Below are 25725 nucleotides of genomic sequence, written 5' to 3' on the forward strand. Positions count from 1 at the left end.
CACCTCAAGGCAGGCGGGTTGGCGGAGAGGTTACGCAGCGGATTGCAAATCCGTGAAGACCGGTTCGATTCCGGTACCCGCCTCCAATGATTTCAAAGACATAGCGTCATGCATGCTCATAGGGTTTCACTCCGAGTCTCAAGTTTCCGTTCTAGTCCTGTTCTGTTCCGAATCTCTTTGCAGCTGCTTGCCGCGCCCGCATCGTCTGCCGCGCCTCCCCCGCATATTTCGCAATCATAGATTTCGTCGTATGCCCGCTAAAGCTGGCAATCTCGTCGTCGTCGCAACCCGCCCAAGCCAACTCTTTGACGCCGCGATACCGCAAGGCATGTTGATCATAGAGCATCAGGCCAAGGCGTTTACGTTCCTTGATCATAGTATCTGCCATCGTTCGGTAGATCATGCGACCGCCGTATGCATTGGTCAGGATATAGCGGCTCGGCATAGGTAAGAAGTTCAGTCCTGCTTTTGCCTCATTCAGCGCGGCCTTGAGTGCCGAAGTGCAAGGTAGGACAAGCGCCACGCCTGTCTTGTTTTGACTTACCTTAAGCGTGTCGCCGTCATAGTCACCCCATGTGAAGCCAACCCAATCGCCGGGACGCTGGACACTGCCCACGCCGATCTCAAAGATCAGCCGTGCAATCGGACTGGCCTCTGCGCGCCACTTCTCCACCGCCCAATCCGGCCAAGGAATATGCGGTTTTTTCTTTGCGTCAGGAACCTTCAATGGCTCGATCCCAATCGCAGGGTTATCAGCGCGCCAAGCTTTCCGTATGCCAAACTTTGACAGCATGGAAATGGCAGTTGGAATATAGTTTGCAAATCGCACTCGGTGCGTATTTGCATCCATCGCTTTGTAAATATCTGTCTGGGTCAACCGCGCCACATCTGCCTTGCCGATCTTCTCGATCAGGTAGGCAAAGACAGGTTCGAGATCTTGGCGATAGCGCGACGAATGCGCCGCCCATTTGTCAGATTGCCGGAACAGATCGATCAGAGCACCCCAAGAGCGTTTGCCCTCTGCCCTCTTGCCCGTCATGATTTCCCAATACATGCGATCATATTCTTCGGTGCCGGCCTCGCCCGCACTGCGAAGTTCCTGCACGATTTCCGCCGTCTTGCCATCCAGCGCGCGGCCCTCATCAAGGCTTAATGCGACTTGGCGCAATTCAAAGCCCGCCATCATCGCGGCCCACTCGGCCCCGGAACGGGTTTCCAGTTCGGCCCCCGCCTCGCGACGTTCGGTATCTTCGCAGATCAGCGCCGCGCGATACCGGGTTTCATTGTTCCGATATTCAAGATCAAGCGCACCCATGTTGCGCATTTCATCTTCGGTGGCGTTATCCTTGCCGACAAGACCTGCCAGTGATTGACGGATTTCGCTTTGCCGCCGTGCGATTTTTACAGACTCAAGCATGTTATATCCTTTTTGCTCGATTAGATTTCGCCGCCAATTCAGCGACAGCTTGCCGCCATTTCAGGCGGTCATCGGATGCGGGCTTATGCCCGCATTCCAATCTCGTTTTCCGGGTGTGGCAGGACGTGCAAAGCGCCTGCAAATTCGCCGGATCAAAACTCAATTCAGGATGCGACCGAACCGGCTTGACGTGGTCAACCTCAAGCCGACCGCCCTTGCCGCAAGAGCGACAGACAAAGCCGTCACGTTCCAGGACCGCCATGCGGATTGAATGCCACCTCGGCCCCCGCGTGACCGCCTTTGAATGCCGATGATACGTCATCCCCAGACCATCCTTGCCGCGCGTCGTGGGCGTGCCATCATGCGCGCGCCCTCGGCCACCGCCAGCACGGTTGCCGCCGCCGCATCGATGCGCCCCTTTGACCGCGCCTTGGCCAGTTTTAGGTTATTGGCTGGATCGCGCAGAGTGACCGCATCAGAGAACGCCGACCGCAACAGCAGCGACGGTGCCGCCTTCACCTGCCCATCAAACGCCGCGCGCCGGAACCTCTCGCAATCCTCGCCACCATCGCGGAACCCTTGGCCACGCCAGACAACCGGCGCAGCTACGCCCGCCCGGTCCATCGCTTCGCCAAGTTCGGCTTGCTTGTATCGATCGGCAGTCAGTGCCGCGATAGCCTCGCCCTCCACGTGCTTTAGGACCTCCACCAGCCAAGGCGCGACCGGGACAGTCTTGTCGCCCAGGACAGACAATTCACCACGGTCGCACATTTCGACATAGCGACCGGACACCCCATCAGCCGCGCCCCTATCGATCAGCGAAGGCGATGCAGGGAAGGTGCCGACACATTCAAGGCGGGTGGTTTCAGGCCAATAGAACGCCGCGGCCGACATACTGGCAGAGCCGCCCAGATCGATGCCGATCACAACCGGCCCTTCACGTGGCGGCAACTCGGATGCCTCGCAGTGCATCCATTCATCAACCGTCAACAGCAGATCCCGGGTTTCGCCGCTGATACGCTCGTTTCGGTTATACAGGCGAAACGTAGTCAACGCCGAACCGCCCCGCGCAATGGCCCGCCGCGCGGATGCCTCTAACCATTTCAGATCAGCACCGATGCCGTATTTCGTGCCGGGGTTGGCAATCAAAAGGCTTTCCCGATCATCGGCAGGCAAGCCGGGTGGTGGCCTATGTTCTTGCACATAGACGCCCGAGTGCTCCTCATCGATCCACCGCGAAAAGGCGTGAGCATCATCAGCCGCGCTTGTGCTGATGATCAGTGCCTTTCCGGACCGCTTGCCCAGACCCGACAGCAACGCGTGTTCCAGATCATCGCCCCGTTCTGCCGACCAATGGCCCCGCTCATCCATCAAGATCAACGTCGGTGCCGACCCCAGAGCCGACCGGCCATCGGCAGCGATAGCCCGCAGGAAGTGACCGCCTCCGTCGCCTGTAAACTCTATTTCCAGACGTGGCGCGCGCCGGTAGATCAACTGCGATTGTAGATCATCGGGCAGGCTTTGCGCGAACCCGGCCACGAATTGCCATGCTATGCGCGCCTGATCCCGCGTCCTGGCGGCGACAAGGATTTCCCTTGCAGGTTGGTCATCCCAGATGCCAAGCAATGACCCCAAGGCGATGCCAGCAGATAGCGCCGTCTTGGCGTTACCGCGCCCGATGGACAGGATCGCCGTGTTGATCGCATCATCCAGCGCGCCCCGGATGAATTGCTTCTGAAACGGCGCCAGCTTGATCGGTTGCCCCGCCTTCGGACCCTCGGGGATATGCAGCGTCTCAAGGAAAGTTATTGCCTTCGATGCCTGTTTCATCGACCAACCTCACTCAAACGCGAAAAGAGATAACCCCCCACCTCGTACCCATGTCCCCCAAAACTTTCGGGCATTGGGACCATTCCAGCCGTCACAGAGAAACCCTCCGATAGCGCACCGCAATACGCGCTGCGGCGTGAGAAAGGCCGGGTGCATGGCCCATGCCATCGCAGCCGCGCCCATCAAATAGCTTCACGGTATGGGCAAGGATTGCGTGGGCGATGTCAGCCGGGACCGACAGGCCATCAGCGCCGAACCCTGCGGTGTAGGTGATGCGCAGCCGTGCCTCTTGCGTGTCGATGAAATGCAATCGCGGAAAGCGTCCGGCCTCTAGCCAGAACCCCGATGCCATCGCGGTTGCGGTGCCGTCTTGTGCGATGATCTCGACAGTGACGGTTGCGCCCGATGCAACAGGCCCGACCGGCAGGGCGATGACTTGGCCCGGTGCATCATCGGTGGTGCAGGTGATCAACTGGCTGAGAATAGCAAGATCGGTATACGCCTCGATCTCTGCCGTGGCCACATCAGCGAAGGCCAGCGCCTCGACGTGTTCGCCATCGGTGATGCGCAGATAGTCAGACAGTGCCGACCATGTGACAGCGCCAGTGCTGGATTTGGGGGTGCGTTCAAACTGCATTAAAAAACCGCCTTTTTCTTTGCGTGCGCCAAGCCGCCAATGGCAGGCGCAACGCGGGGGGTATGGGGGGTGGAAGGAACAGGGGTTGGAAAGGGGTTGGAATAGGGGTTGGAACCCACTTTGGAAGTGGGGTGGAACAGGGGTTGGAAGGGGGTTGGAATCGTCATTCGGCCACCTCTGGCAGTGTTAAAAATTGCCTCCGCTTAGACGGTGGCCCATCCTCTCCGATGACTATTTTTTTTGCTGCCAACAGGTTTTCCATGGCCTGCCCAAAGGCACGCTTGGTTACACCCTCCGAGTCGGGCTGCGATGCGAAAACCTTGGGGGCATAGGTCTGCCCGCCCGCGTGATTGACGCGCCGCCCTTGGTCTAGGGCTTGACGTAGCAGCTTCACAAAGACCCGCTCGGCCTTCATTGACGCACAGGCCCGATCTAGCCCGGTCTCGGCGGCATCCGCGACAAACACCCCATCCTGATAGGTGACGTTGATTTGCCCGCCCGTGCGCCCGTAGTTTGCTTTCTTTGTTGAGAGCATCCGCGCATCGGGGTTCGGCTCGTAACCGTCTTGGATAACCCGTTCAAGATAGAGGCGCGACCGAACCGAGTTGTTCCATGCGGTTGACCCCGACGTGCCAGCACCAGACCCCATGCCAGACAGCGACGGGTGCGATAGCAACATCACCGCGCACTGATGCCGAATGGCCAGCCCGCGCAACAGGCCAATGAATTGCCGCGCTTGCGCCCGGTCATTCTCATTGCCGGGGAATAGATCAGCCAACGTATCCAGCACGATCAGCGAAGGTTTTGTTGTCGTGACGTATTCATCTAACGCGGTGAACAGATCGGTCGCAGACAATGAACCATCCGCATCTAGTGTGGCAAGCAAGGCGTCTTCACCTGCCAGGCTGCGAAGTTTCAGGTTGGAAAGATCGGCCAGACCGACACCAGCCGCGCGCGCCACGTCGGCAACACGCCTATGCAATTCGTCCTGATCATCTTCGGCGCTGATGAATACGACATTGCCACCATGGACGTGACGGCCAAGCCACGGAAAGCCACCGTGAGCGACCGCAGCAGCGAGTTGCAGCGCCAACAAAGACTTGCCGGTCCCACCATCCCCGCCCATCAGCGTAACGGTTCCAGAGGGGATTAAATCAGGCACAAGCCATTGCCGATCTGGAACCGGCAATCCTTCCAGATCAGACGCGGGAAAGAACCGGCTTGTGCGTGTAGGTGCCGGTTTTGCCGGTGCCTCTTTCCTGCCCGGCTTTCGATCCTGAAAAGCGGATTGATAAGCGCCTATCGGTGGGAACGGATCATCGGGCAACATATCTTCAGGGCGGAACCCTGCGCCCATTTCGGCACGGTGCATGGCGTCAATCTCGGCCATGCGGTCAAAACTGCCATCAGCCATCATTGCGCCCCCTCGATCACCCATGCGGTTGACGGGTGCCGCGCGCAGCGCGCCAGCAGATCGCCTAGCGTGGTGATGTTTACGGCAGGGGAAGCACCGGAACCGGGCGACCAAATGTAGTTTGACTCGATCATGGCGCAGCCTCGCAGCGCCTCACGCTGGCCACGTTGCCAAATGCCCGAAACATCACGGTAAGCGATGACCCGATAGTCTCGGTCAGCAAGATATTCAGTGCGCCCAAAAGGGCCATCCCAAACGCCTCTGACATAAGGCAACGTGCGCCACCACTGGCCACGTTGCCAGACGGTCAACAGATCGGGGAAGCGTTGGTGTTTCATGCCGCTGCCCCCCTCTGCACATAAGCGAGGAAGGCCGCTTGATCCCGCGCAGACAGGCGGGTGTAGCAGGCCAGGACATAGGCTTTCAGTTCGGCGCGGCTGGCATAGTCTGCCCAGAAACCCGCTTCATCCATCGGGCTGTAGAACGGCGCAATCGGCATTCCGATTGACAAATCAGCCAGCGCCGCCGCCATGATTTCGCATGCGTCTTGAGGATCACAATCGGCTATTGAATGGCACAGAGCAGTTGCACTTTGCGCCCGGTCACGGTAGTGTTTTGTCTTGAACGCCTGTTCAAAGTTGATCGCTCCGGTTGCGCCCGCCAGCGCTCCGGGGTTTTCTTTTGCATTCGTGCCAATAGGTAGGGTTTCAGGTTCTCGCCCTGTTCCCGCCTTGTCCTGATACTTTTTTGCGCTTAGTGCGTTGTTTTTGCTTTGAAAGCGATTGGATTGCAAATCCGTGAAGACCGGTTCGATTCCGGTACCCGCCTCCAATTCATTCTAAATCAGTCAGTTTGCGTCATAAGCCTCAAGTGTGGCACCTGGCCTATGATGTTGCCATCCCATCCAAACCCTTAAAAACAAGGCTGCCTGGATGGTTTATCCGCAATAGGAATGCTGCGACGGATCCATGGGGGCGATCTACGCCCGAGGTATGTTTGCCCAACATCGGGTCGCGTGTTTCTTTCTTGAGAAATTGGCGCCAACCCTTTGCGCGCCGATGAGCCTAGAGCCGAATTCGATGCATCGGCCGATCCGTCCATCATGTATCAGGTGAAAGGCACGATGCATTAAATCCCCTCCCTCTCGCCCTTTCGGTCCGGGTGCGGTTGCGTCTGCGCGCGTTTTCAAACCCCGCCCAACAAAATGGCGGGCAGCGGGGGCGGCGATGAACGCAGGTTTGAAAAGCGCGGCCAAGGGGCAGGTGCGGTGATCAGCCGCCCAAACGGGCGGCACGCCCGCCCCGGCGCCCCCCTGCACGCTGCGCTTGGGTCAACCCGTCCGTCAGAACGGCGGTCATCGGGTGACTCGCCTCTGCCACCGCCCCATAATGGGCCAACACTGCGCGCATTGCCTCTTGCGGTGATACCCCGGGCGCGAGACTGAGCGCCCAATCCAGAAAGATCGAGCGGCATTCTTCCGGCCCGATCCCCTCAATCCGATAACTTTCACGGATCAACCCCTTCGGGTCTGCCTGCGTCATTTCCATGATTTTCCTCGCCATTATCCACCCGCACCATAATCAGCGGCGCCAAGCGCCTGCTCAAGTATTGCTTGCACCTCGCAGGTGGTGCGCGCAAGGCGTGCGGCAAGGGCGTCCAAGTCTGATTCAGCCACTTCGCGCAATAAAAATGCCCGCCCACCTTCGCCTATCCTATGCATGTCCAAGGGTTTTTCCGTCAGTAGCCGCCCGCCGGCCTGAAGGCGCCACAAGAAACGATAGGCCGATGCCAAGGCGCCTTCCTGATCCTTCGTCAGAAAACCCGCGCGCAGACCCAGCCGCAGCTGCGCCTCGACCCGACGCGCCGGATCGCTGGCGCGCAGTGCGAAGGATTGCGCCAGAAGTTCGATGTCTTGCAGACGCCCGGCGCCGATCTTGGCCTCCCACTCGCCATCTGGCGCCTTGGCGGCAAAAATCCGCGCCCGCATCTCGGCCAGATCGGGCATGACATTTGCCGCACGGCCCTTTGCACGCAGCACCGCCAGGCGCACCTCCTCGACTTCGGCGCAAAGTGCGGGGTCGCCGGCGATCGGGCGGGCGCGGGTCAGCGCCAGATGCTCCCACGTCCAGGCCTCGTCCATCTGATAGGCGCGAAACCCTGCAAGCGCGGTTGCCACCGGCCCCTGCCGACCTGACGGGCGCAGCCGCATGTCCACCTCGTATAGCCGGCCTTCGGGAAGCTGCGCCGAAAGAGCGGTAACCAGCGCCTGCGTCAGCCGCGCATAATATGGCCGCGTCGCCAGGGGGCGCGGGCCATCTGACATATCGACCCCGGCCGGGTCATAGATCACGATCAGGTCAAGGTCCGATGCGGCATTCAACCGTTCGGCCCCAAGGCTGCCCATGCCCAGAACCACCGCCCCCCGCCCCGGGCAAGACCCATGTTTGCGCGCAAATTCCGCTTGCACCTCGGGCCAGATCGCCGCCACCGTGGCACCGGCCAGATCGGCGTATTGGCGCGCAGCCTCGGCGGCATCGACCAGGCCGCGCAGATGATGCACGCCGATACGAAAGTGCCATTCTTTTTGCCAATGCCGGGCGGTCGACAGTTTCTTTTCATAATCCTGCGCGGTGGCCAGCGCCGCCGCCAGCGCCTTGGTCAGACCGGCTGCGCCGGGCCAGGGCGCAAAGAAACCGCCCCCCAGAACCGCATCCAACACGCCCGCATTGCGTGAGAGATATGTGGCCAGCCCCGGCGCGGTGGCACAAATATCGACAATCAGGTCGATCAACTGCGGGTTCGCCTCAAACAACGAAAAAAGCTGCACCCCGGCGGGCAATCCGGCCAAAAACCCGTCAAACTGGCGCAGGGCCTCATCAGGGTTGGCGGCACGCTGCATCCGGCGCAGAATATCGGGCTGGACGCGGCGAAAGATACCCCGGGCCCGCACGGAGCGCAGCGCAGAATATCCAAGCCAGCCGCCAACGATGGCCCGCGCTGCGGGTGAAAGATCGGGGATGTCATCAGCTTCGGAAGGGGCAAAAAACCCACCGGTCAGTTCTTCGACGCGCTCCAGCCGCGCCAAAAGCGCATCGCCCCATGTCTTGGTATCGGACGCGCCCATCATCCGGGCAATCCCGTCCAGCGCCTCGGGGGCGGTCGGCAGCAAATGGGTTTGCTGATCACCGACCATCTGGACGCGGTGCTCAACCTCGCGAAGGGCGCGGTAATGGCGGGTCAGATCATTGGCCACATCCGGCGGCACCCAGCCTTTGGCGGCCAGCGCGGCCAGCCCGCCGACGGTGCTGCTATCGCGAAGTGAGGGGTCGCGCCCGCCTGCGATCAACTGCCGGGTCTGGGTGAAAAACTCGATCTCGCGGATACCGCCCTGCCCCAGCTTCAGGTTATGGCCCGGCAGGCTGATCGGGCCATGCAGACCCTTGTGATCGCGGATCCTGAGCCGCATGTCATGCGCATCCTGAATTGCGGCAAAGTCCAGATGGCGGCGCCAGACAAACGGGGTCAGCGCGTCCAGAAACCGCTGACCCGCAGCGATGTCACCGGCACAGGCGCGCGCCTTGATATAGGCGGCGCGTTCCCAGGTGCGGCCCTCGGCCTCGTAATATGCCTCGGCGGCGGCCATGGATATGCACACCGGGGTGACGCTGGCATCGGGGCGCAGCCGCAGATCGGTCCGGAAAACATAGCCTTCGGCGGTCAGGTCCGACAGCATCGCGGTCATTTTGCGGGCGACGCGGATAAAGGCGGCGCGGGCCTCCATCTGTTCATCCGGGGCATAGCGGGATTCGTCGAAAAGACAGATCAGGTCGATATCGGACGAGTAGTTCAGCTCATACGCGCCGCCCTTGCCCATGGCGATAGCGACCATACCCGCGGCGGCCGCAGCATCATCAGGCGTAGCACCGGGCAGTTTGCCCCGGCGGATTTCTTCGGCCACCAGCCGCTTCAGCGCCAGATCCACCGCCCTATCGGCAAGCCGCGTCAGCGCGCCGGTTACCTGCGCCAGCGGCCAGACGCCACCCAGATCGGCCAAGCCGACCAACAACGCCACCCGTCGCTTGGCCTGCCGCAGCCCTGCCCCCAGAACGTCAACGGCAAGCTCATCCAGCCCTGCCAAAGCGGTTTCCAACCCAGCTTCGGGGCTGCCGGTCAGCACGCCTTCTATCCACTCGGCCTCGCGGGCCATCAATGCCGCAAGATAGGGGCTGCAGCCCGCGGCACCTGCCATCAGCGCGCCAATCTCGGGGGGGAGTGCTGCAAATCGCGTCGCGGCATCGCTGGCGCGTGCCACCTCATGCGGGATCGGGCAACGGGACAGGCGGGATGCGAATGTCATGCACCGACACTACCCGTGCATCCGGCAAGGTCAACGGGACTTTCAAGCCGCATGCTTATGGGTCTAGACATTCCCCAGCATCACGCCGCATTCAACAGCGGCAATCCTGTCGAAACAAGGGCAACCATGAGCAAAAGCATGAAACGGGTCGCAGCGGCGTTGCAAGACGCCGGCGTTATGGTCAAGATTGTCGAGATGGCCGCTGAAACGCGCACCGCCGAACAGGCCGCCATGGCCGCCGGCTGCACGGTCGATCAAATCGCCAAGTCGATCATCTTTCGCGGCACCGAAAGCGGGCATGTCGTTTTATTCATAACTGCCGGCGGAAACCGCGTCTGCCCGGAAAAGGCGAGTGCGGTAGCTGCGCAGACCCTTGGCAAGGCCGATGCCGGATTGATCCGCAGCGAAACCGGGTTCGCGATTGGAGGCGTGGCCCCCGTGGGGCACCTGACCCCGGTGCGCAGTTTTCTGGATCCGCGGTTGATGGAGTTCACCCAAGTATGGGCCGCCGCAGGGACACCACGTCACATTTTTGCAATCGCCCCCACCGACCTGCACCGTATTACCGGGGCGGAACTGGCAGACTTTACGATCTAAGCCGATCCCTGCCGTGATGTGAAACAAGTTTACATAGCCCCTTGAATCCGGGTTTCAGCGTACCGATCTTGCTTTATGTGAAACGTATTTACATAAACGCAACCAGTATCGAAACGGAGACGCTCATGCCCGCATACGCACATTCTGATCCCTCCCGAGATCGGGCCGGACGGCCTGGTTGGTCTTATGACCGCTACCGCCCCGGTTGGCTTGCCCGTGCCGAGGCCTGGCTTGATGCGCGCGGTCGTGGCGCCTGGATTGTCGCGATGGTGCTGTCATTCATCTTCTTTTGGCCTTTGGGTCTTGCCCTGTTGGCTTATATGATCTGGAGTAAACGCATGTTTGGACATTGCGCCCACCGGGGCCGCCACCATAACTTTCACGCACGTCACACGGGCGGCCAAACCGGAAACGCGGCTTTTGACGCCTACAAGGCCGATACGCTGGCGCGGCTGGAACATGAACAGACCGAATTCGAGGCCTTCATGCGCCGCTTGCGCGAAAGTCGCGACAAGGCCGAATTCGACCAATATATGGACGAGCGCGCCCAAGCTGCGGCTGAATCGGGTGGCGAAAGCGCGTCGGACGACAAGGCCGGAACGGACCGTTATTAAAAGCCCGCCAATCTTGTCTGGCTGCAAATATTGAACACCCCGCCCAAAAGGCGGGGCTTTACATCAGGATTAGACTTGGCGGAACGCTTCGAAGTTGCTAGCCTTTGCAAAACCTTGTCAACATCGGCCCAATTATGCGCCACTCACTTCCGCTCGTTCCGCAGTTCTATGTAACCGCGCCGCAACCCTGCCCATATCTGGACGGGCGGTCTGAACGCAAATTATTCACGGCGCTGCAAGGTGAAAACGCGGACAAACTGAACAACACACTATCGAGACAAGGATTTCGGCGGTCGCAAAATGTACTTTACCGCCCTTCTTGCGCTGATTGCGCGGCCTGTCTTTCAGCCCGCATCCGGGTTGCGGACTTCGCCCCGAACCGCGCCCAGCGTCGCACACTGAGGCGCAACACCGACCTGAAGCGCATCGCGACCAGCCCTTGGGCGACCGAAGAGCAATTTACCCTGTTTCGACGGTATCTTGACAGTCGTCACGCCGATGGCGGCATGGCCGATATGGATATTTTTGAATTCGCGGCAATGATCGAAGAAACGCCGGTCAAGTCCCGCGTCGTGGAATACCGCAGCATCAACGCCCAGACAGAGACATCGCGACCGCTGGCCGCCGTCTGCCTGACCGACGTCCTGGATGACGGGTTGTCAATGGTCTACTCATTCTATGACCCCGACCGCGTAGATGACAGCTTGGGCACATATCTGATCCTGGACCATGTGGATATCGCGCGAAACGCCGGGTTACCTTATGTCTATCTGGGGTATTGGGTTCCGGGCAGCCGCAAGATGGGCTACAAGGCTAAATTCGGCGCGCTTGAGATTTTCAAGAATGGCGAATGGCAGCCAATCGGCAACCCCGAGGACCACAGTAACGAAACCCATCCCCTATCTGTCGACCCGATAGCAGAGCAAGTCGCACGCATCGCCCTGCCCGACACCAGCCGCAGCGGCTAACCCCACCCGGCCGTCAATGCCCCCGGCAATCAACGGGTTGACAGGAATACCCCACAATTAATTCAGGCAGCAGGCGCACTTTTGTGGACAGCCCTGATACCATATGCAAGGTTCCCAACAGTTGAGGGTGGCGACAGCTTACCCCTGTGAACAAATTCGCTATTCGGAAGGAAGCGCTATGGATCGTCGTTCATTTTTGACCAAGGCCGCCATTGGTGGCGCGGGCGCTGCCGCCGCCAGCACCCTGGCCGCCCCCGCCCTGGCACAAGCTACGCCCAAAATAACATGGCGTCTTACCTCATCCTTCCCAAAATCTCTGGACACGATCTTTAGCGGCGCCGGTGTTTTGTCAAAGATGCTGAGCGAAGCAACAGATGGCAACTTTCAAATCCAGGTCTTCGCGGCTGGTGAATTGGTTCCGGGGTTGCAGGCTGCGGACGCTGCCGCCGCAGGCACCGTCGAAGTCAGCCATACGGTCGGCTACTACTACTGGGGCAAGGATCCTGCCTGGGCCGTGGCTGCGGCGGTTCCGTTTTCGCTGTCTGCACGCGGCATCAATGCGTGGCACTACCACGGCGGCGGGATTGATCTTTATAATGAATTCCTGGCCAAACAGGGGCTTTTCGGTTTGCCAGGCGGTAATACCGGCGTGCAGATGGGCGGATGGTTCCGCAAGGAAATCAACACGATTGAGGATCTTAAAGGCCTGAAAATGCGCGTTGGCGGCTTTGCGGGCAAAGTCCTCGAAAGACTGGGCGTGGTGCCTCAGCAGATCGCTGGCGGTGATATCTACACCTCGCTGGAAAAGGGCTCGATTGACGGGTCGGAGTGGGTTGGCCCCTATGACGATGAAAAGCTGGGCTTTTACAAGGTCGCGCCCTACTACTACTATCCCGGTTGGTGGGAAGGCGGGCCGTCGGTCCACTTCATGTTCAACAAGCAAGCCTATGAGTCGCTGCCACCGGCTTATCAGTCACTGGTGCGAACCGCCTGCCAGGCCGTCGATGCCGACATGCTGCAGAAATATGACTACAAGAACCCCAAAGCGATCAAATCGCTGGTAGCCAAGGGCGCCTTGCTACGCCCCTTCAGCCCAGAGATCCTTGAAGCGTGCTTCAACACCGCCAATGAGGTCTACGCCGAGATGGAGGCAAGCAACCCCGAGTTTGCAACACTGTGGCAATCAATCAAGGCTTTCCGCAACGACAACTATCTATGGGCTCAGATCGCGGAATATAATTACGACACGTTCATGATGATCCAGCAACGCAACGGCAAGCTGTGATCTGACATCAATGGCAAAGGCCCCGTGCAAACACGGGGCCTTTTTGCATTAGGCGCGCGTCTCAGTTTGCAGCGGGCGGCGTTCCAAAATTCGGGCCACCCCCACTCAAACCACCCACCGGCGCCCCCAGGCCACCAAGGCCCGGCATGGCGGGTAAGGTCATCTCTATAGCTGATGGGTCAATTCCAGGGCCCTTGTAATGCATCACGATGCCCGGAAAATTGATGACAATCGCAATCATCGCCACCTGAATCACCACGAATGGTACCGCCCCCCAATAAATTTCAGAGGTCTTTACCGGCGCCATCTTCTGGCCGGTCACCTTGTCCAGATAAGGAACCTTGGCGGCGACCGACCGCAGATAGAACAGCGCAAATCCAAACGGCGGATGCATGAATGAGGTCTGCATATTCACCCCAAGGATGATACCAAACCAGATCAGGTCAATTCCCAGCTTTTCGGCAGCGGGGGCCAACAGGGGCACAATGATGAAAGCCAGCTCAAAAAAGTCCAGAAAGAACGCCAACAGGAAAACCATGATCGACACCACGATCAGGAAGCCGGTTTGCCCCCCCGGCAAAGAGGTCAGCAGGTGTTCTACCCACAGGTGCCCGTTGACGCCGTAGAAGGTCAGCGAAAATACCCGCGCACCAAGCAAGATGAACATCACGAAAGCTGACAGCCGCGTCGTTGTGGCCAACGCCTGTTTGACCACATCACGGCTTAGCCGTCCCTTGATACCGGCCAGCACCAGCGCGCCCATGGCGCCCATCGCCCCGCCCTCAGTCGGGGTGGCGACGCCCAGAAAAATCGTGCCCAACACCAGAAAGATCAACGCCAATGGCGGGATCAGAACAATCACCACCTGCTGCGCCAGCCGCGACATCGCATTGGTCTTTAGCGTCCTGTCCAAAAGCGCCAACAGATAAATCACAATCACCGCCAGCGCCGCAGCAAGGATGCCCGCGTTTGCGCCATGACCCGGTTGCAGCCATTGCTGTGCAAAATGAAACACTGCCCCCGCCAGGGCCAACGCCACGATCAGCGATATGACCCCCGCACCCAGCGTACGCGCCTCTTTGGGCAATGCCGGCATCGACCTTGGATAAAAGATCGACATCACAAGCACATATCCCATGTAAAGCCCGGTCAGTACCAAACCCGGCAGCAGCGCGCCCTTGTACATATCGCCCACAGACCGGCCCAACTGGTCGGCCAGAACGATCAGCACGAGGCTGGGCGGAATGATCTGCGCCAACGTCCCCGAGGCCGCAATCACCCCGGTGGCGACCCTGCGGTCATAGCCATAGCGCAACATGATCGGAAGCGAGATCAACCCCATGGCTATCACACTGGCCGCAACGACGCCGGTGGTCGCCGCCAGCAGCGCGCCAACGATGATCACCGCATAGGCCAGACCGCCGCGCACGGGGCCAAACAACTGACCGATCGTGTCCAGCAGATCCTCGGCCATGCCGGATCGCTCCAGCACGATCCCCATGAAGGTAAAGAAGGGGATGGCCAATAATGTCTCATTCGACAAGACCCCCCAGAACCGTTCTGGCAACGCATTCAGCAGCGGCCAGCTAAGGTTGATCGACCCGCCCGACAGGGGCGCCAATTCAGCCCCGACGACAAAGAACAACAACCCGTTGGCAGCCAACGCAAACGCGACCGGATAACCGATCAACAAAAAGAACACCAAAGAAGCAAACATGATCGGCGCCATGTTCTGCGCGATAAGTTCCATCATTTCGAACCCTCGCGCGGTAATGTTCCGGTCTCTTGCGCAGCTGTGTCCTGTGGCGGATCGGGTATCAATCCGTTCATTACCGCGATCTTCTTGATAATCTCTGACACGCCTTGAAACCAAAGCAATCCGAACCCGGCCAGCAGCAGCGTCTTGGCCGGCCAGATGATCAATCCGCCAGAATTGTTCGAATACTCCCCACTGCGGATCGACATGCCGACCCAAGGCAGGAACAGCCAGATCATCAGGGTCACAAAGGGCATCAAAAACAGCAGATGCCCCAACAGATCAACCCAGTGCTGCGCGCGCCGCGACAAGGCGTTATAGACAATATCTATGCGGATATGTTCGTTTTGCTTAAGCGTATAAGCCGCCGCCAACAGGAAAGCTGCCCCGTAAAGGTACCATTGCAGTTCAAGCCATGCGTTTGACGAAATGTTCATCGTCTTTCGGATAATCGCGTTGACCGCACTGACCAGGATCGCAATCAAGATCAACCACGACACGGATTTTCCGACCATCTCGTTGATCCGGTCAATACCACGCGAAAGGGCCAGCAGGCCGCCCATATCGTCTTCTCCTATCTTATTCAGAAAGTTCCGATGGCGGAGCCTGACTTTCGTTTTGCGTGTTTGCTATGGTGGAACGATGCACAGGCGTCAACAAATTAGGCTCCATGGCAGGGGCCCGGCGTGATTGGCCATGAAAGATAGCGCGAACCGCCCAAGGTTCGTTGACCGGGTTTTGTCAGCCACATACCTACAAACGCAAGTGTGAACGAAATTCCGTCGGTGGCCCACCGTGAAACCACGCGCAAACAGAAAGGGGAGACGGTCGAATTTTTGAAAGTTACCTTGAACTTGTCCTTTTGGTAATTTTAAGAAAGAATTTTCCGCTACCTGCGACATAATATTCAGGATTTTGGCATTGACGCCTCTCAAGCCCGTGCATAATGTCCGCCCAGACGGTAAAGGGGCAAGCGATGGCCGCGATCCTTGTAAAGATTGGGATTTGGCGTATGGGTCGGTAACGGACGAACTGTTCGGCTTCCATGCGCCCCCGGCAGGATCGGGGGCTTTTTCTTGCCTGACGGGTTGATGGAGATGGATATGTCACGGGCAATGACCGGCGCTAAAATGGTGCTTCAGGCACTGAAGGATCAGGGCGTGGATGTGGTGTTTGGCTACCCCGGCGGGGCGGTGCTGCCAATCTATGATGAGGTTTTTCAGCAAAACGACATCAAGCACATTCTGGTACGCCACGAACAGGGCGCCGTGCATATGGCCGAAGGATATGCCCGCTCGACCGGGAAACCGGGGGTTGTGCTGGTGACCTCGGGGCCGGGGGCGACGAATGCGGTCACGGGTATGGTGGATGCGCTGCTGGACAGTATTCCACTGGTCGTGATTTCTGGGCAGGTGCCAACCTTCATGATCGGGACCGACGGGTTTCAGGAAGCCGACACCGTTGGCATCACCCGTCCGTGCACGAAACACAACTGGCTGGTGAAGGACACCGACAAGCTGGCCGAGACCCTTCACCAGGCGTTCCATGTGGCAACCACGGGGCGGCCCGGCCCCGTCTTGATCGACATTCCCAAGGATGTGCAGTTTGCAACCGGGCGTTATACAGAGCCCAAGGCCGCGCGGGTCGACCATTACCAACCGAAGATCAAAGGCGACATTGACGCCATAACCCGGATGGTTGAGCTGATTGAAACCGCTGAACGGCCAATATTCTATACCGGTGGCGGCGTCATCAATTCTGGCCCGCAAGCCAGCGTGCTTTTGCGCGAACTGGTAGAGGCGACGGGCTTTCCGATCACCTCGACGCTGATGGGGCTTGGCGCCTATCCCGCTTCGGGTGCGAACTGGCTGGGAATGCTGGGGATGCACGGGCTTTATGAGGCCAATCTGGCGATGCACGGCTGTGATTTGATGATCAACCTTGGCGCGCGGTTTGATGACCGTATTACCGGGCGGATCACGGATTTCAGCCCAAAATCGACCAAGGTGCACGTCGATATCGACGCAAGTTCGATCAACAAGGTGATTCAGGTGGACCTGCCGATCCTGGGTGACGTGGGGCAAGTGCTGGAAGACGCGCTGCAAATCTGGAAGGCGCGAGGGCGCAAGCTGAACACTGCCGGCTTGGCCAAATGGTGGGCGCAGATCAAACAATGGCAGGCCAGGAACTGCCTTGCCTATCGGGGCTCAACAAAGCTGATCAAGCCGCAATATGCGCTGGAACGGTTGGAGGCACTGACCAAGGGTCGCGACCGCTATATCACCACCGAGGTCGGCCAGCATCAGATGTGGGCCGCGCAATACCTGGGCTTTGAGGAACCGAACCGCTGGATGACCTCGGGCGGTTTGGGCACGATGGGTTACGGCCTGCCCGCCTCGATCGGGGTGCAGGTCGCGCATCCAGACGCGCTGGTGATCAACGTGGCCGGCGACGCAAGCTGGCTGATGAACATGCAAGAAATGGGCACCGCGGTGCAGTTTCGCGCGCCCGTCAAGCAGTTCATTCTGAACAACGAACGCTTGGGCATGGTGCGTCAGTGGCAACAATTGCTGCATGGCGAGCGGTATAGTCAGAGCTGGTCGGAAAGCCTGCCCGATTTCGTCAAACTAGCCGAGGCCTTTGGTTGCAAGGGTATCCGCTGCGATAACCCGGCCAAGCTGGATGACGCGATTCAAGAGATGCTGGATTATGACGGGCCGGTGATCTTCGATTGCCTCGTTGAAAAGCATGAAAACTGCTTCCCGATGATTCCCTCGGGCAAGCCGCACAATGAAATGATCCTGGGTGATGCCGATACCGAGGGCGCAATCGGTGCCAAAGGGGCGGTTTTGGTGTGAGCGCAGGGGGGCGCTGCGCCCCCCGAACCCCCACGGGATATTTGGACCAGAAAGAAAGAGAAGATCATGGCGGCTTTGAACATCAAGAAGGGTTCGACTTCGCATTCGGCCTATGACCTGCGTGACAGTCATAGCCAAGTCGAGGCGAGCCATACCCTCGCGGTGCTGGTTGACAACGAAGCGGGCGTTTTGGCACGAGTGATCGGGCTATTTTCGGGACGTGGCTACAACATCGACAGCCTGACCGTGGCCGAGGTGGACCACCAGGGCCACCGTTCGCGGATCACCATCGTCACACGCGGCACCCTTTCGGTGATTGAGCAAATCAAGGCACAATTGGGCCGGATCGTGCCGGTGCATGGGGTCCATGATCTGACGCTGGAAGGCCGCTCAGTTGAGCGGGAACTGGCGTTGTTCAAGGTGGCCGGCACCGGTGAAAAGCGGGTTGAAGCGCTGCGCTTGGCCGATATTTTCCGCGCCAACGTCGTGGACAGCACGTTAGAGAGCTTTGTGTTTGAAATCACCGGAACGCCCGAAAAAATCGATGCTTTTGCCGATCTCATGCGCCCCTTGGGGCTGATGGATGTGGCGCGTACTGGCGTTGCCGCACTGTCACGCGGTGTCTGACACCTATAAGCGACCTGCCAATCATCAGCCCCCCCGGAAAGGCCTGATCCCTAGTGCAAGGCGCTAGACTAACAACGCCTATATGCGATGGTTGAAAGAACGCAGATATAAACCACGGCAAATATCCAAGGCTGCTGGCCGGCCTCGCAACTACCCTTTGATGGATGCGCGCAGCCCGCATAATCATGGCGATAGCGTCAGGGTGGCAGATGTTTGAAGGCGGCGGAATGGCCGGGTAGGTTATACTCGCCCAACCGCTGCCAGAGAATCTATTCCAGATTCGCAATACAATTATATACACCGTCCGATTAGTGTTTTACGTCCTCCATCCGCCCTACCCGCCAGGGACGGTGGCAGATAATCCAGGCAACCACGTCGCGGCTTTTAATCTTTCTAATTTTTTCAAATGATATCAATGTTTAATCAATAGTCTTAGGAAAAAAGTTGGGATTTTTTCCCTGACTGAAAGTATATCTGACCAGGTACCCTCGTCCAAAACTATCCGTTCGATATACCTGCTGCATCTACAGCCTGCCCTGTACAAAAAGACAGGTATCCAATTTGGTACAAAACGATCATCCTTAAGAGATACTTAAGAAAGGGGGTATTCTTCTTCAGGACCGTTTGTAGAAACTCCGAACACCCCAGCGGCGGGCAATTGCTGTATTCACCACTCGACACGAATTCGAGAAGGGCGGCTAAAAGTCAAATGAATTCACGAAGACCGTCCAAAACTCGCGCAGATCTGCCTCTGGTCGGGAATACCTTACCCTGTGCAGTTTTCCATATTGCGGAGTATTCATTATGGTTATGTTAACAAAGATTAATGCTTACCCTTTGTTAGTTGCGAAAACCGGCATGTAGATGACAGGAACGTATTATGATTACTACCAAATCCCATACCAATTCACATTTAAACACGGTTTCGTCCAATAGTGGCGATGAGATGAAAATTTGCTTTGTCGGATCGTCAATGCAATTCCCCGATACTGTTTTGCGAACTGTTCAGACTGAAATTGCGCCAGCCCATACGCTGCGCCTGCTATCGCTTTCGGCCATGGAAAGCCCTGAATTTCAAGACGACAATCTATGCGCGATTGTCGTCGACGAACAAAATGCCGAGGACCTCATCATTTCACGCAGCGCGCGTCAGTCGCCGTTGGGCAGGGTCTGCACCGTGATCGCGTACATGCATCAGGTTTTGCCCAAGACCTGCTACAGCGTCACGCGGCCACAATTTGCGCGAACAAGATCAGTCTTCTGCCGATGAACCTGAACCTGGATACCTGGCTGTCAATCTTGCGGATGACGATGGCAGGGGGGCATTACATTCCGCCAGTGCTTCTTAGTCCACTAGCGGCACTGGATCGCTCGGCCGACGTCTCGGTGCCCGCAGAAACGAACGAAGACGCCAGCGAAGAGGCACGCGCAGCGCACGGGTTGACGCCGCGCGAAAGTGAAGTGCTGGTGATGGTTTCCTTGGGTCAACCCAACAAGACGATCGCGACCCAGTTGGGCCTGTCTGAACATACGGTAAAGCTGCACATCCACCGTATCATTGCCAAACTTGGCGTGACAAACCGCACTGAAGCCGCCGTCTGGTTCTTGAATCAAAAGGCAGCGAGCTAACCTTGCCTTTAGACAGGCATGGGCCGCCACATTCGTCGTGGCGGTCGGGTTTTTGTCAACCCCTCTGCAACAGGGCACCGCCGCCCGTCAGGCAAAGTCAATGTGTTTGTTGAACGGCATTTCGCGGATCCGCTGTCCTGTCGCCGCAAAAATGGCATTGGCCAGGGCGGGGGCGGCGGGCGGCACTGGTGGCTCGCCTATACCGCGCACGGATGTGCCAATTTGCAGCCCGCGTACGGTTATTTCTGGGCACTGATCCATCCGCATGCCGGGGTGGCTGTCGTAATTGGTTTGCTCGACCATCCCATCTGCATAGGTGATTTCAGCGTTCATCGCATGGCCAAGGCCCCAGACCACCGCCCCCTTGACCTGATTGTCAAAGTTGATCGGGTCGACAACAACCCCCACGTCCGCTGCAACAAAGACCTTGTCGATGCGGATACCCAGATCGGTGCGCGTCACCTCGATGACCTCGGCGGTTGGCACCCCGAAGGAATGCACAAATGCCACCCCCCGGCCCCGGTTCGGGCCAAGCGCGCGGCCCCAGTCTGACATCTTCGCAACCGCTTCCAGCACCTTGCGCGCAACGTCGTCATTCATCAGCCGCAACCGTTCCGCCATCGGGTCGCCACCTGCCGCGTGGATCAGCTCATCCAGCGCACATTCAGCAAAGAACCCCGCCGTCGAGGCCCCGACCGACCGCCACGAGCTGACCGGCGCCAGCCCCGGCACTGCGTACGCCCTGACCCGAAAGTTGGGCAACGCATAAGGCTGGTTCCAGGCCCCGGCAGCAATCTGACCGTCCGGCCCTGGCACAGACTGGCCCAAGCGTTCCGCCTGCGACCGCGCAGCCGAGGGCGTGGCGATTTGCAAATCAAGCGTATCAACCTTGCCGTCGCGCACCACACCCACGGCCCGGCCAATGCCGATCTGGCGCGGAAAGTCTTGCGCGAAATCCTCTTCGCGGCGGTAGGTCAGCTTGACGGGGGCGCCTTTCATCTGTGCCGCAATCTCGGCGGCAAGGGCGATATTCTCCATTTCCAACCGGTGCCCAAAGCTGCCGCCAACGTATTGATTATGTAGATGAACATTCGCAGGGTCTTGCCCGGTTATCGCGGCCACGCGGTCTTGGGCAAAGCGCGGCACTTGCGACCCAGCCCAGACATCGACCCGCCCCTCGCCCACCCGCACCACGGCTGACAACGGCTCCAGCGGCTGATGCGCAACATAGGGCGCGCGGTATTCCAGCGAAATGGCCCGATCGCCGGCCTCTGCAATCGCGGCTTTTGCATTGCCATCATCGCGCCATTTCCGGTCAAGGTTTTGACGGGTGAACGCAGCCTCCAACACGGCCCAATGCGCCGCCTGTTCGGCCGGATAGGGCGCAGGCCCCCAGTCAAAGACAATCGCATCCGCCGCCTGAAAGGCGCGCCAGGTGTTATCTGCCACCACCGCCACGCCGTTCGTTACCGGCAAGACCCGGATCACGCCGCGCATCTTTTCGGCGTCGGTCGCATCATGGCCGATCATCACCCCCCGGCGCGGGTTTGTCTTGACGGTGGCGTGGACCATGCCGTCCATCCACAAATCAATGCCGTAGGACTGCGTGCCGGTCGACTTTGCCAAAATGTCCAGCCTTTGCATTGGCTTACCGATAAGCCGCCATTGCTCAGGTGGTCGCAGAACGACACCTCTGGCGGGGGCAAGCGTCGCGGCGATTACGGCAAGGTCAGTATAGTTGATCCGGCTTTTGTCGGGCAGGATCACCGCGCCTTGGGCGGTTTTCAGATCAGCCAGCGGCACGCCAGTCTTTTCTGCCGCCGCCGCCTTCAGCGTTTCCCGCGCGATGGCACCCGCCATGCGCAGTTTGTCAAAACTGTCGGGAACCGTGGTTGACCCTCCGGTGATCTGCACCCCCATCAGTTTGATTACTGCCCCCACCGCACCGCGCAGCACCTCGGCCGGCAGGCTTTGGTCCGTTGACAGGAACGGCACCGCTTCATGCGCCAGCGCGGTGTTGAAATAGGCCGCATCAGGCACGCCGGGGCTGACCTCAAACTGGCCGAAATCAAGGTCCATCTCTTCGGCAATCAGCGCCGCCTGAACCGCGCGCGCCCCCTGCCCAACGTCAGTATGCGGTGTGATCAGGGTGATTTTCCCGGCGCTAACCATTACCCACGGGTTAAAGACCGCCTGCCCCGTCTCTGCCGCCGCCAAAAGAGGGTTCGGATGTGGCTTTTGCACCGCATAGACGCCAAAGGCCACGCCCCCCGCCATAGCCGCCGACCCGATCAAAAAGCTGCGGCGCGCGATTGTTCCGGCACGGCCCATAGGTCAGGCTTCCTTCAGATTGCGGGCAGCAGTCCTGACCGCCTCGCGGATACGCGGGTAAGTGCCGCACCGGCACAGGTTGCCGCGCATAGCGAAATTGATGTCATCGTCGCTTGGATCAGGGGTTGTGGCCAGAAAAGCGGCGGCCTGCATGATCTGCCCCGCCTGACAGTAACCGCATTGCGCCACCTGATGCGCGACCCACGCAGCCTGCACCGCATGCAACGCCTCGGGCGTGCCCAGACCTTCAATCGTGGTGATTTCACCGGCGCCCACGTCGCCAGCCGTGACCTGACATGACCGAACCGCCTCGCCATCCAGATGCACCGTGCAGGCACCGCATTGGGCAATGCCGCACCCGTATTTTGGCCCGGTGATGTGCAATTCATCGCGCAACACCCACAAAAGCGGCATGTCGTCTTCGACGTCGACCTCGTGTTCGGCGCCGTTCACCTTCAGCTTCATGCCAGCCCCCCTGCACCAAGCCCCTGCGTCAGCGTTGCCAAACATAGCGACCTGGTTGACATTTATCTATCCACCCAAGCCGCGTGATCTTGCGTCACCGCCGCAAAAAACCCGCCAACAGCATAAAAGGCAATGCTTAGTGAACGCTTACCGGTAGGCGGTCATGCTGGCGCGCCAAAACAAAAGCAAGGCTGCGATCCTTGAACAGGGCCAAACGCTCGCCATTCTCATCATGCAGCGCATAAAGCGTGTCCAGCCCCTCGGCCTGGACCTGCACCTCTTGCGGCAGATCGCTTACCGCGACCGGGCGCACATAGACGATCCGCTCACCGGCCTGATCGCCAAAGTCGAATTTCGTATCCATTGCTCTCTCCTCAGGCACACCGAATCGGGATTGACCGCACCACCGGTTCGGGATGCGCCCGCTTCAACTCAATATGCAGCAAGCCGTTTTCCAACGCGGCACCCGCCACCTCAACGCCATCTGCCAGCACAAAGCTGCGCTGGAACGCGCGCGCGGCGATACCCCGGTGCAAGAACACCCGGCCTGCGGCTTCATCTTCCTGCCGCCCGCGAATCACCAAGGCCCGGTCCTCCATGCTGATCGCAAGATCAGCCTCGGCAAACCCGGCAACGGCAAGGGTGATGCGAAACACATCCGGCGCGGATTGTTCAATGTTGTAAGGCGGATAGCCGTCGGATCCGGTCTTTGCGGTCCGTTCTACCAACCGTTCCAACTGGTCAAACCCCAAAAGATATGGGTGCGACCCAAAGCTGAGTTTCGTCATCTGCAAGCCCTTCACAAAGCGACGTTGCTAAAACGGGCCCCAACCACAGGCGACCCGCATCCTGAATATGGGAAGCAGCATGCACCGCTGCAAGAGTTAACCGTCCTTTAACAGGGAGCATGTTTTTTATCCCCGCAACGCACGGGAATCGCTATATTAAGTTCAGGCGCCCCGCGACTCAGGGGGCGGCCGTCTTTAGCGCAACCCTTACACTCCGAGATTCGGCATGAATGCACATATCGAAATGAACCCCGAAGAGGTGCTTCGCGTCAAACTGGAAGTGCTAAGGCGCGAACATCGCGACCTTGATGAGGCTATCGCAGCGCTTGCCCAATCGGGTCGCGCCGATCCGCTGACACTGAAACGTCTGAAAAAACAAAAACTGTCCCTGAAAGATCAGATCGCCCGGCTGGACGACATGCTGACCCCCGACATCATCGCCTGATCACCCCCGTTTTACCCGGCCCCGGTCATTGCATGGCGGCCCCGCGTGTTTATAGTGCGCGCCAGATCAACGGGGAAAGATAGATGGGCGTCAAAGTGGGAATCATCATGGGCAGCCAATCGGACTGGCCCACGATGCGCGAGGCCGCCACCGTGCTGGATGAACTGGGCATTTCGTATGAGGCCAGGATCGTATCGGCACACCGCACCCCGGATCGGCTTTGGGCCTACGGCAAGGCCGCCGCTGGCCGCGGGCTTCAGGTGATTATCGCAGGCGCCGGTGGTGCCGCCCATCTGCCCGGCATGATGGCCTCGAAAACCCGGATCCCGGTTGTGGGCGTGCCGGTTCAGACCAAGGCGCTTTCGGGTGTAGACAGTCTTTATTCCATCGTACAGATGCCCAAAGGGTACCCGGTCGCCACCATGGCAATCGGCGCAGCGGGGGCGGCGAATGCAGGGCTGATGGCCGCAGGTATTCTGGCACTTCAAGATCCCGCCCTGGCCCAACGGCTAGACGCATGGCGCGATGCCCTTTCCGCCTCAATCTCCGATGAGCCGCGCGATGAATGACCCCCTTTCCCCCGGCGCTACCATCGGTATTCTTGGCGGCGGTCAGCTGGGCCGGATGCTTTCGGTCGCAGCCTCGCGGCTTGGCTTCAAAACCCATATTTTCGAACCCGGCGCCAATCCTCCTGCAGGTCATGTGGCCGACCGGGTGACGACGGCCAACTACGCCGATGCCGCGGCTCTTACCGCTTTCGCGGCCTCGGTGGATGTCATCACCTACGAATTTGAAAACATCCCCACCGCCGCACTCGACCTGCTGGAAAGCACCCACCCCATCCGCCCCGGGCGCCGCGCGCTCGCCATCAGCCAGGACCGGATTGCGGAAAAAACCTTCCTGGGCAGCATCGGCCTGACCACCGCCCCCTGGGCCGAGGTAAACGACGCCGCCAGCCTCGATCAGGCGCTCACCCGCATCGGCACCCCCTCAATCTTGAAAACCACCCGCCTTGGCTATGATGGCAAAGGGCAGGCCCGAATCCTGGCGCCAACCGATGCTGCCCCGGCGCTGGCCGCAATGGCGGGTGCGCCAGCCGTGCTTGAAGGCTTCATCACCTTCAGCCGCGAAATCTCGGTGATCGCGGCGCGCGGCACCTCGGGCGAGGTGGCGGCCTTCGACCCCGGCGAAAACATCCACCGCGACGGTATTTTGCACACCACTACGGTGCCTGCCCAGATCACCGCCGCCCAACGCACCGATGCGGTGCTGATCGCGGCACGCATCCTCAACGCGCTCGATTACGTTGGCGTTCTAGGGGTCGAACTGTTCGTCACAGCCGAGGGACTCCTAGTCAACGAAATCGCCCCCCGCGTCCATAATTCCGGCCATTGGACGCAACAGGGCTGCGCCATCGACCAGTTTGAGCAGCACATCCGCGCTATCGCAGGCTGGCCACTGGGCGACGGTAGCCGCTACGCCGATATCGAAATGCGCAACCTGATCGGCAACGACGTGGACGATATCCCCGCCCTCGCCCGCGCCCCCCGGACCGCGATCCACCTCTACGGCAAGGCCGAGGCCAAACCCGGTCGCAAAATGGGTCACATCAACCGGATCATGACCAAAACCTGATCGGCTTTTGTTTGGCAAAAATACTCTCGGGGGGGCCGCACCGGTACGGGGCGGCGGGGGCAGACAGCCCCC

The 25725-nt window shown here is 59.3% G+C and carries 26 protein-coding genes and 1 tRNA gene; 12 read left to right on the forward strand and 15 right to left on the reverse strand.

Going from position 1 to position 25725, the window contains the following annotated elements:
• Positions 1 to 12 precede the first annotated feature (12 nt).
• Positions 13 to 86, forward strand: a tRNA-Cys gene (locus ACM62R_RS12040).
• Positions 87 to 151: 65 nt separating this feature from the next.
• Here the strand turns inward: ACM62R_RS12040 and ACM62R_RS12045 are convergent.
• From ACM62R_RS12045 to ACM62R_RS12085, 9 genes are all read right to left on the reverse strand, one after another.
• On the reverse strand, positions 152 to 1417 hold the full coding sequence (locus ACM62R_RS12045) for a tyrosine-type recombinase/integrase (RefSeq protein WP_415184295.1): 1266 nt from the start codon (positions 1415 to 1417) through the stop codon (positions 152 to 154).
• A 1-nt stretch (position 1418) separates the two neighbouring features.
• Positions 1419 to 1739 carry an HNH endonuclease gene (locus tag ACM62R_RS12050; RefSeq protein ID WP_415184296.1) on the reverse strand — a complete coding sequence of 107 codons (321 nt, stop codon included), beginning with the start codon at positions 1737 to 1739 and terminating at the stop codon, positions 1419 to 1421.
• Positions 1736 to 3247 carry a terminase large subunit domain-containing protein gene (locus ACM62R_RS12055; protein WP_415184297.1) on the reverse strand — a complete coding sequence of 504 codons (1512 nt, stop codon included), beginning with the start codon at positions 3245 to 3247 and terminating at the stop codon, positions 1736 to 1738. The genes ACM62R_RS12050 and ACM62R_RS12055 overlap by 4 nt, the downstream gene beginning before the upstream one ends.
• Positions 3248 to 3338: 91 nt before the next feature.
• Positions 3339 to 3884, reverse strand: a complete 546-nt coding sequence (locus ACM62R_RS12060) for a head-tail connector protein (RefSeq protein ID WP_415184298.1) — start codon at positions 3882 to 3884, stop codon at positions 3339 to 3341.
• A gap of 163 nt (positions 3885 to 4047) precedes the next feature.
• Positions 4048 to 5301 carry an AAA family ATPase gene (locus tag ACM62R_RS12065; RefSeq protein ID WP_415184299.1) on the reverse strand — a complete coding sequence of 418 codons (1254 nt, stop codon included), beginning with the start codon at positions 5299 to 5301 and terminating at the stop codon, positions 4048 to 4050.
• Positions 5298 to 5636: a hypothetical protein gene (locus ACM62R_RS12070; RefSeq protein ID WP_415184300.1), complete on the reverse strand. Its 339-nt coding sequence runs from the start codon at positions 5634 to 5636 to the stop codon at positions 5298 to 5300. The genes ACM62R_RS12065 and ACM62R_RS12070 overlap by 4 nt, the downstream gene beginning before the upstream one ends.
• Positions 5633 to 6130 (reverse strand): hypothetical protein, encoded by a 498-nt coding sequence (locus ACM62R_RS12075; protein ID WP_415184301.1) that lies wholly within the window; start codon positions 6128 to 6130, stop codon positions 5633 to 5635. Before ACM62R_RS12075 ends, ACM62R_RS12070 begins: the two co-directional genes overlap by 4 nt.
• Before the next feature lie 439 nt (positions 6131 to 6569).
• On the reverse strand, positions 6570 to 6845 hold the full coding sequence (locus ACM62R_RS12080) for a hypothetical protein (RefSeq protein ID WP_415184302.1): 276 nt from the start codon (positions 6843 to 6845) through the stop codon (positions 6570 to 6572).
• 14 nt (positions 6846 to 6859) lie between these two features.
• On the reverse strand, positions 6860 to 9655 hold the full coding sequence (locus ACM62R_RS12085; protein WP_415184303.1) for a glutamine-synthetase adenylyltransferase: 2796 nt from the start codon (positions 9653 to 9655) through the stop codon (positions 6860 to 6862).
• A gap of 126 nt (positions 9656 to 9781) precedes the next feature.
• Between ACM62R_RS12085 and ACM62R_RS12090 the strand changes: the two genes are divergently transcribed.
• From ACM62R_RS12090 to ACM62R_RS12105, 4 genes are all read left to right on the forward strand, one after another.
• The gene (locus ACM62R_RS12090) at positions 9782 to 10252 is read left to right on the forward strand and encodes a YbaK/EbsC family protein (RefSeq protein ID WP_415184304.1); all 471 of its coding nucleotides are present in this window, start codon (positions 9782 to 9784) and stop codon (positions 10250 to 10252) included.
• 125 nt (positions 10253 to 10377) lie between these two features.
• Positions 10378 to 10866 carry a DUF2852 domain-containing protein gene (locus ACM62R_RS12095; protein ID WP_415184305.1) on the forward strand — a complete coding sequence of 163 codons (489 nt, stop codon included), beginning with the start codon at positions 10378 to 10380 and terminating at the stop codon, positions 10864 to 10866.
• Positions 10867 to 11000: 134 nt separating this feature from the next.
• On the forward strand, positions 11001 to 11834 hold the full coding sequence (locus ACM62R_RS12100; RefSeq protein WP_415184306.1) for an arginyltransferase: 834 nt from the start codon (positions 11001 to 11003) through the stop codon (positions 11832 to 11834).
• A gap of 178 nt (positions 11835 to 12012) precedes the next feature.
• Entirely contained in the window at positions 12013 to 13119 is a 1107-nt protein-coding gene (locus ACM62R_RS12105; RefSeq protein WP_415184307.1) for a TRAP transporter substrate-binding protein, read from the forward strand.
• Between the two features lie 61 nt (positions 13120 to 13180).
• Here ACM62R_RS12105 and ACM62R_RS12110 read toward each other — a convergent pair whose 3' ends face one another.
• Together ACM62R_RS12110 and ACM62R_RS12115 are read right to left on the reverse strand one after the other, a co-directional pair.
• Positions 13181 to 14872, reverse strand: a complete 1692-nt coding sequence (locus ACM62R_RS12110) for a TRAP transporter large permease (RefSeq protein ID WP_415184308.1) — start codon at positions 14870 to 14872, stop codon at positions 13181 to 13183.
• Entirely contained in the window at positions 14869 to 15438 is a 570-nt protein-coding gene (locus ACM62R_RS12115; RefSeq protein WP_415184309.1) for a TRAP transporter small permease subunit, read from the reverse strand. The genes ACM62R_RS12110 and ACM62R_RS12115 overlap by 4 nt, the downstream gene beginning before the upstream one ends.
• A 540-nt stretch (positions 15439 to 15978) precedes the next feature.
• Here ACM62R_RS12115 and ACM62R_RS12120 point away from each other — a divergent pair.
• The 4 genes from ACM62R_RS12120 (at position 15979) to ACM62R_RS12135 (ending at position 19989) form a co-directional block, all read left to right on the forward strand.
• Positions 15979 to 17733: an acetolactate synthase 3 large subunit gene (locus tag ACM62R_RS12120; RefSeq protein ID WP_415184310.1), complete on the forward strand. Its 1755-nt coding sequence runs from the start codon at positions 15979 to 15981 to the stop codon at positions 17731 to 17733.
• Positions 17734 to 17799: 66 nt separating this feature from the next.
• A complete protein-coding gene (ilvN, locus tag ACM62R_RS12125) occupies positions 17800 to 18360 on the forward strand; it encodes an acetolactate synthase small subunit (protein ID WP_415184311.1) in 561 nt (186 codons plus the stop codon).
• Between the two features lie 880 nt (positions 18361 to 19240).
• Complete coding sequence (locus ACM62R_RS12130; protein ID WP_415184312.1) at positions 19241 to 19630, forward strand: hypothetical protein; 390 nt, start codon at positions 19241 to 19243, stop codon at positions 19628 to 19630.
• Positions 19627 to 19989: a response regulator transcription factor gene (locus ACM62R_RS12135; protein ID WP_415184313.1), complete on the forward strand. Its 363-nt coding sequence runs from the start codon at positions 19627 to 19629 to the stop codon at positions 19987 to 19989. The genes ACM62R_RS12130 and ACM62R_RS12135 overlap by 4 nt, the downstream gene beginning before the upstream one ends.
• An 87-nt stretch (positions 19990 to 20076) precedes the next feature.
• On the opposite strand, the gene ACM62R_RS12140 is transcribed toward ACM62R_RS12135, so the two are convergent.
• The 4 genes from ACM62R_RS12140 to ACM62R_RS12155 all read right to left on the reverse strand — a co-directional run bounded on the left by ACM62R_RS12140 (position 20077) and on the right by ACM62R_RS12155 (position 23573).
• Positions 20077 to 22320: a molybdopterin cofactor-binding domain-containing protein gene (locus ACM62R_RS12140; RefSeq protein ID WP_415184314.1), complete on the reverse strand. Its 2244-nt coding sequence runs from the start codon at positions 22318 to 22320 to the stop codon at positions 20077 to 20079.
• Between the two features lie 3 nt (positions 22321 to 22323).
• Entirely contained in the window at positions 22324 to 22785 is a 462-nt protein-coding gene (locus ACM62R_RS12145; RefSeq protein ID WP_415184315.1) for a (2Fe-2S)-binding protein, read from the reverse strand.
• A gap of 136 nt (positions 22786 to 22921) precedes the next feature.
• Positions 22922 to 23149 carry a DUF1150 family protein gene (locus ACM62R_RS12150; RefSeq protein ID WP_415184316.1) on the reverse strand — a complete coding sequence of 76 codons (228 nt, stop codon included), beginning with the start codon at positions 23147 to 23149 and terminating at the stop codon, positions 22922 to 22924.
• Positions 23150 to 23159: 10 nt separating this feature from the next.
• The gene (locus ACM62R_RS12155; RefSeq protein ID WP_415184317.1) at positions 23160 to 23573 is read right to left on the reverse strand and encodes an Hsp20 family protein; all 414 of its coding nucleotides are present in this window, start codon (positions 23571 to 23573) and stop codon (positions 23160 to 23162) included.
• Between the two features lie 226 nt (positions 23574 to 23799).
• Between ACM62R_RS12155 and ACM62R_RS12160 the strand changes: the two genes are divergently transcribed.
• From ACM62R_RS12160 to ACM62R_RS12170, 3 genes are all read left to right on the forward strand, one after another.
• Entirely contained in the window at positions 23800 to 24018 is a 219-nt protein-coding gene (locus tag ACM62R_RS12160; RefSeq protein WP_415184318.1) for a YdcH family protein, read from the forward strand.
• Positions 24019 to 24101: 83 nt separating this feature from the next.
• Positions 24102 to 24587 (forward strand): 5-(carboxyamino)imidazole ribonucleotide mutase, encoded by a 486-nt coding sequence (gene purE / locus ACM62R_RS12165; RefSeq protein ID WP_415184319.1) that lies wholly within the window; start codon positions 24102 to 24104, stop codon positions 24585 to 24587.
• Positions 24580 to 25653, forward strand: coding sequence for a 5-(carboxyamino)imidazole ribonucleotide synthase (locus ACM62R_RS12170; protein WP_415184320.1), 1074 nt, complete (start codon positions 24580 to 24582; stop codon positions 25651 to 25653). Before purE ends, ACM62R_RS12170 begins: the two co-directional genes overlap by 8 nt.
• Positions 25654 to 25725 lie beyond the last annotated feature (72 nt).

It is taken from the genome of Phaeovulum sp., assembly GCF_047638075.1.
Taxonomy (GTDB): domain Bacteria; phylum Pseudomonadota; class Alphaproteobacteria; order Rhodobacterales; family Rhodobacteraceae; genus UBA6197.

Bases quoted from the DNA above. Each gene is read 5' to 3' on its own strand.
- ACM62R_RS12095 (WP_415184305.1), top strand. From the start codon at position 10,378: ATGCCCGCATACGCACATTCTGATCCCTCCCGAGATCGGGCCGGACGG.
- ACM62R_RS12050 (WP_415184296.1), bottom strand. From the start codon at position 1,739: ATGACGTATCATCGGCATTCAAAGGCGGTCACGCGGGGGCCGAGGTGG.
- ACM62R_RS12100 (WP_415184306.1), top strand. From the start codon at position 11,001: ATGCGCCACTCACTTCCGCTCGTTCCGCAGTTCTATGTAACCGCGCCG.
- ACM62R_RS12135 (WP_415184313.1), top strand. From the start codon at position 19,627: ATGAACCTGAACCTGGATACCTGGCTGTCAATCTTGCGGATGACGATG.
- ACM62R_RS12150 (WP_415184316.1), bottom strand. From the start codon at position 23,149: ATGGATACGAAATTCGACTTTGGCGATCAGGCCGGTGAGCGGATCGTC.
- ACM62R_RS12055 (WP_415184297.1), bottom strand. From the start codon at position 3,247: ATGAAACAGGCATCGAAGGCAATAACTTTCCTTGAGACGCTGCATATC.
- ACM62R_RS12070 (WP_415184300.1), bottom strand. From the start codon at position 5,636: ATGAAACACCAACGCTTCCCCGATCTGTTGACCGTCTGGCAACGTGGC.
- ACM62R_RS12090 (WP_415184304.1), top strand. From the start codon at position 9,782: ATGAGCAAAAGCATGAAACGGGTCGCAGCGGCGTTGCAAGACGCCGGC.
- ilvN (WP_415184311.1), top strand. From the start codon at position 17,800: ATGGCGGCTTTGAACATCAAGAAGGGTTCGACTTCGCATTCGGCCTAT.
- ACM62R_RS12110 (WP_415184308.1), bottom strand. From the start codon at position 14,872: ATGATGGAACTTATCGCGCAGAACATGGCGCCGATCATGTTTGCTTCT.
- ACM62R_RS12170 (WP_415184320.1), top strand. From the start codon at position 24,580: ATGAATGACCCCCTTTCCCCCGGCGCTACCATCGGTATTCTTGGCGGC.
- ACM62R_RS12085 (WP_415184303.1), bottom strand. From the start codon at position 9,655: ATGACATTCGCATCCCGCCTGTCCCGTTGCCCGATCCCGCATGAGGTG.
- ACM62R_RS12160 (WP_415184318.1), top strand. From the start codon at position 23,800: ATGAATGCACATATCGAAATGAACCCCGAAGAGGTGCTTCGCGTCAAA.
- ACM62R_RS12060 (WP_415184298.1), bottom strand. From the start codon at position 3,884: ATGCAGTTTGAACGCACCCCCAAATCCAGCACTGGCGCTGTCACATGG.
- purE (WP_415184319.1), top strand. From the start codon at position 24,102: ATGGGCGTCAAAGTGGGAATCATCATGGGCAGCCAATCGGACTGGCCC.
- ACM62R_RS12065 (WP_415184299.1), bottom strand. From the start codon at position 5,301: ATGATGGCTGATGGCAGTTTTGACCGCATGGCCGAGATTGACGCCATG.
- ACM62R_RS12080 (WP_415184302.1), bottom strand. From the start codon at position 6,845: ATGGAAATGACGCAGGCAGACCCGAAGGGGTTGATCCGTGAAAGTTAT.
- ACM62R_RS12145 (WP_415184315.1), bottom strand. From the start codon at position 22,785: ATGAAGCTGAAGGTGAACGGCGCCGAACACGAGGTCGACGTCGAAGAC.
- ACM62R_RS12130 (WP_415184312.1), top strand. From the start codon at position 19,241: ATGATTACTACCAAATCCCATACCAATTCACATTTAAACACGGTTTCG.
- ACM62R_RS12115 (WP_415184309.1), bottom strand. From the start codon at position 15,438: ATGGGCGGCCTGCTGGCCCTTTCGCGTGGTATTGACCGGATCAACGAG.
- ACM62R_RS12155 (WP_415184317.1), bottom strand. From the start codon at position 23,573: ATGACGAAACTCAGCTTTGGGTCGCACCCATATCTTTTGGGGTTTGAC.
- ACM62R_RS12140 (WP_415184314.1), bottom strand. From the start codon at position 22,320: ATGGGCCGTGCCGGAACAATCGCGCGCCGCAGCTTTTTGATCGGGTCG.
- ACM62R_RS12045 (WP_415184295.1), bottom strand. From the start codon at position 1,417: ATGCTTGAGTCTGTAAAAATCGCACGGCGGCAAAGCGAAATCCGTCAA.
- ACM62R_RS12105 (WP_415184307.1), top strand. From the start codon at position 12,013: ATGGATCGTCGTTCATTTTTGACCAAGGCCGCCATTGGTGGCGCGGGC.
- ACM62R_RS12120 (WP_415184310.1), top strand. From the start codon at position 15,979: ATGTCACGGGCAATGACCGGCGCTAAAATGGTGCTTCAGGCACTGAAG.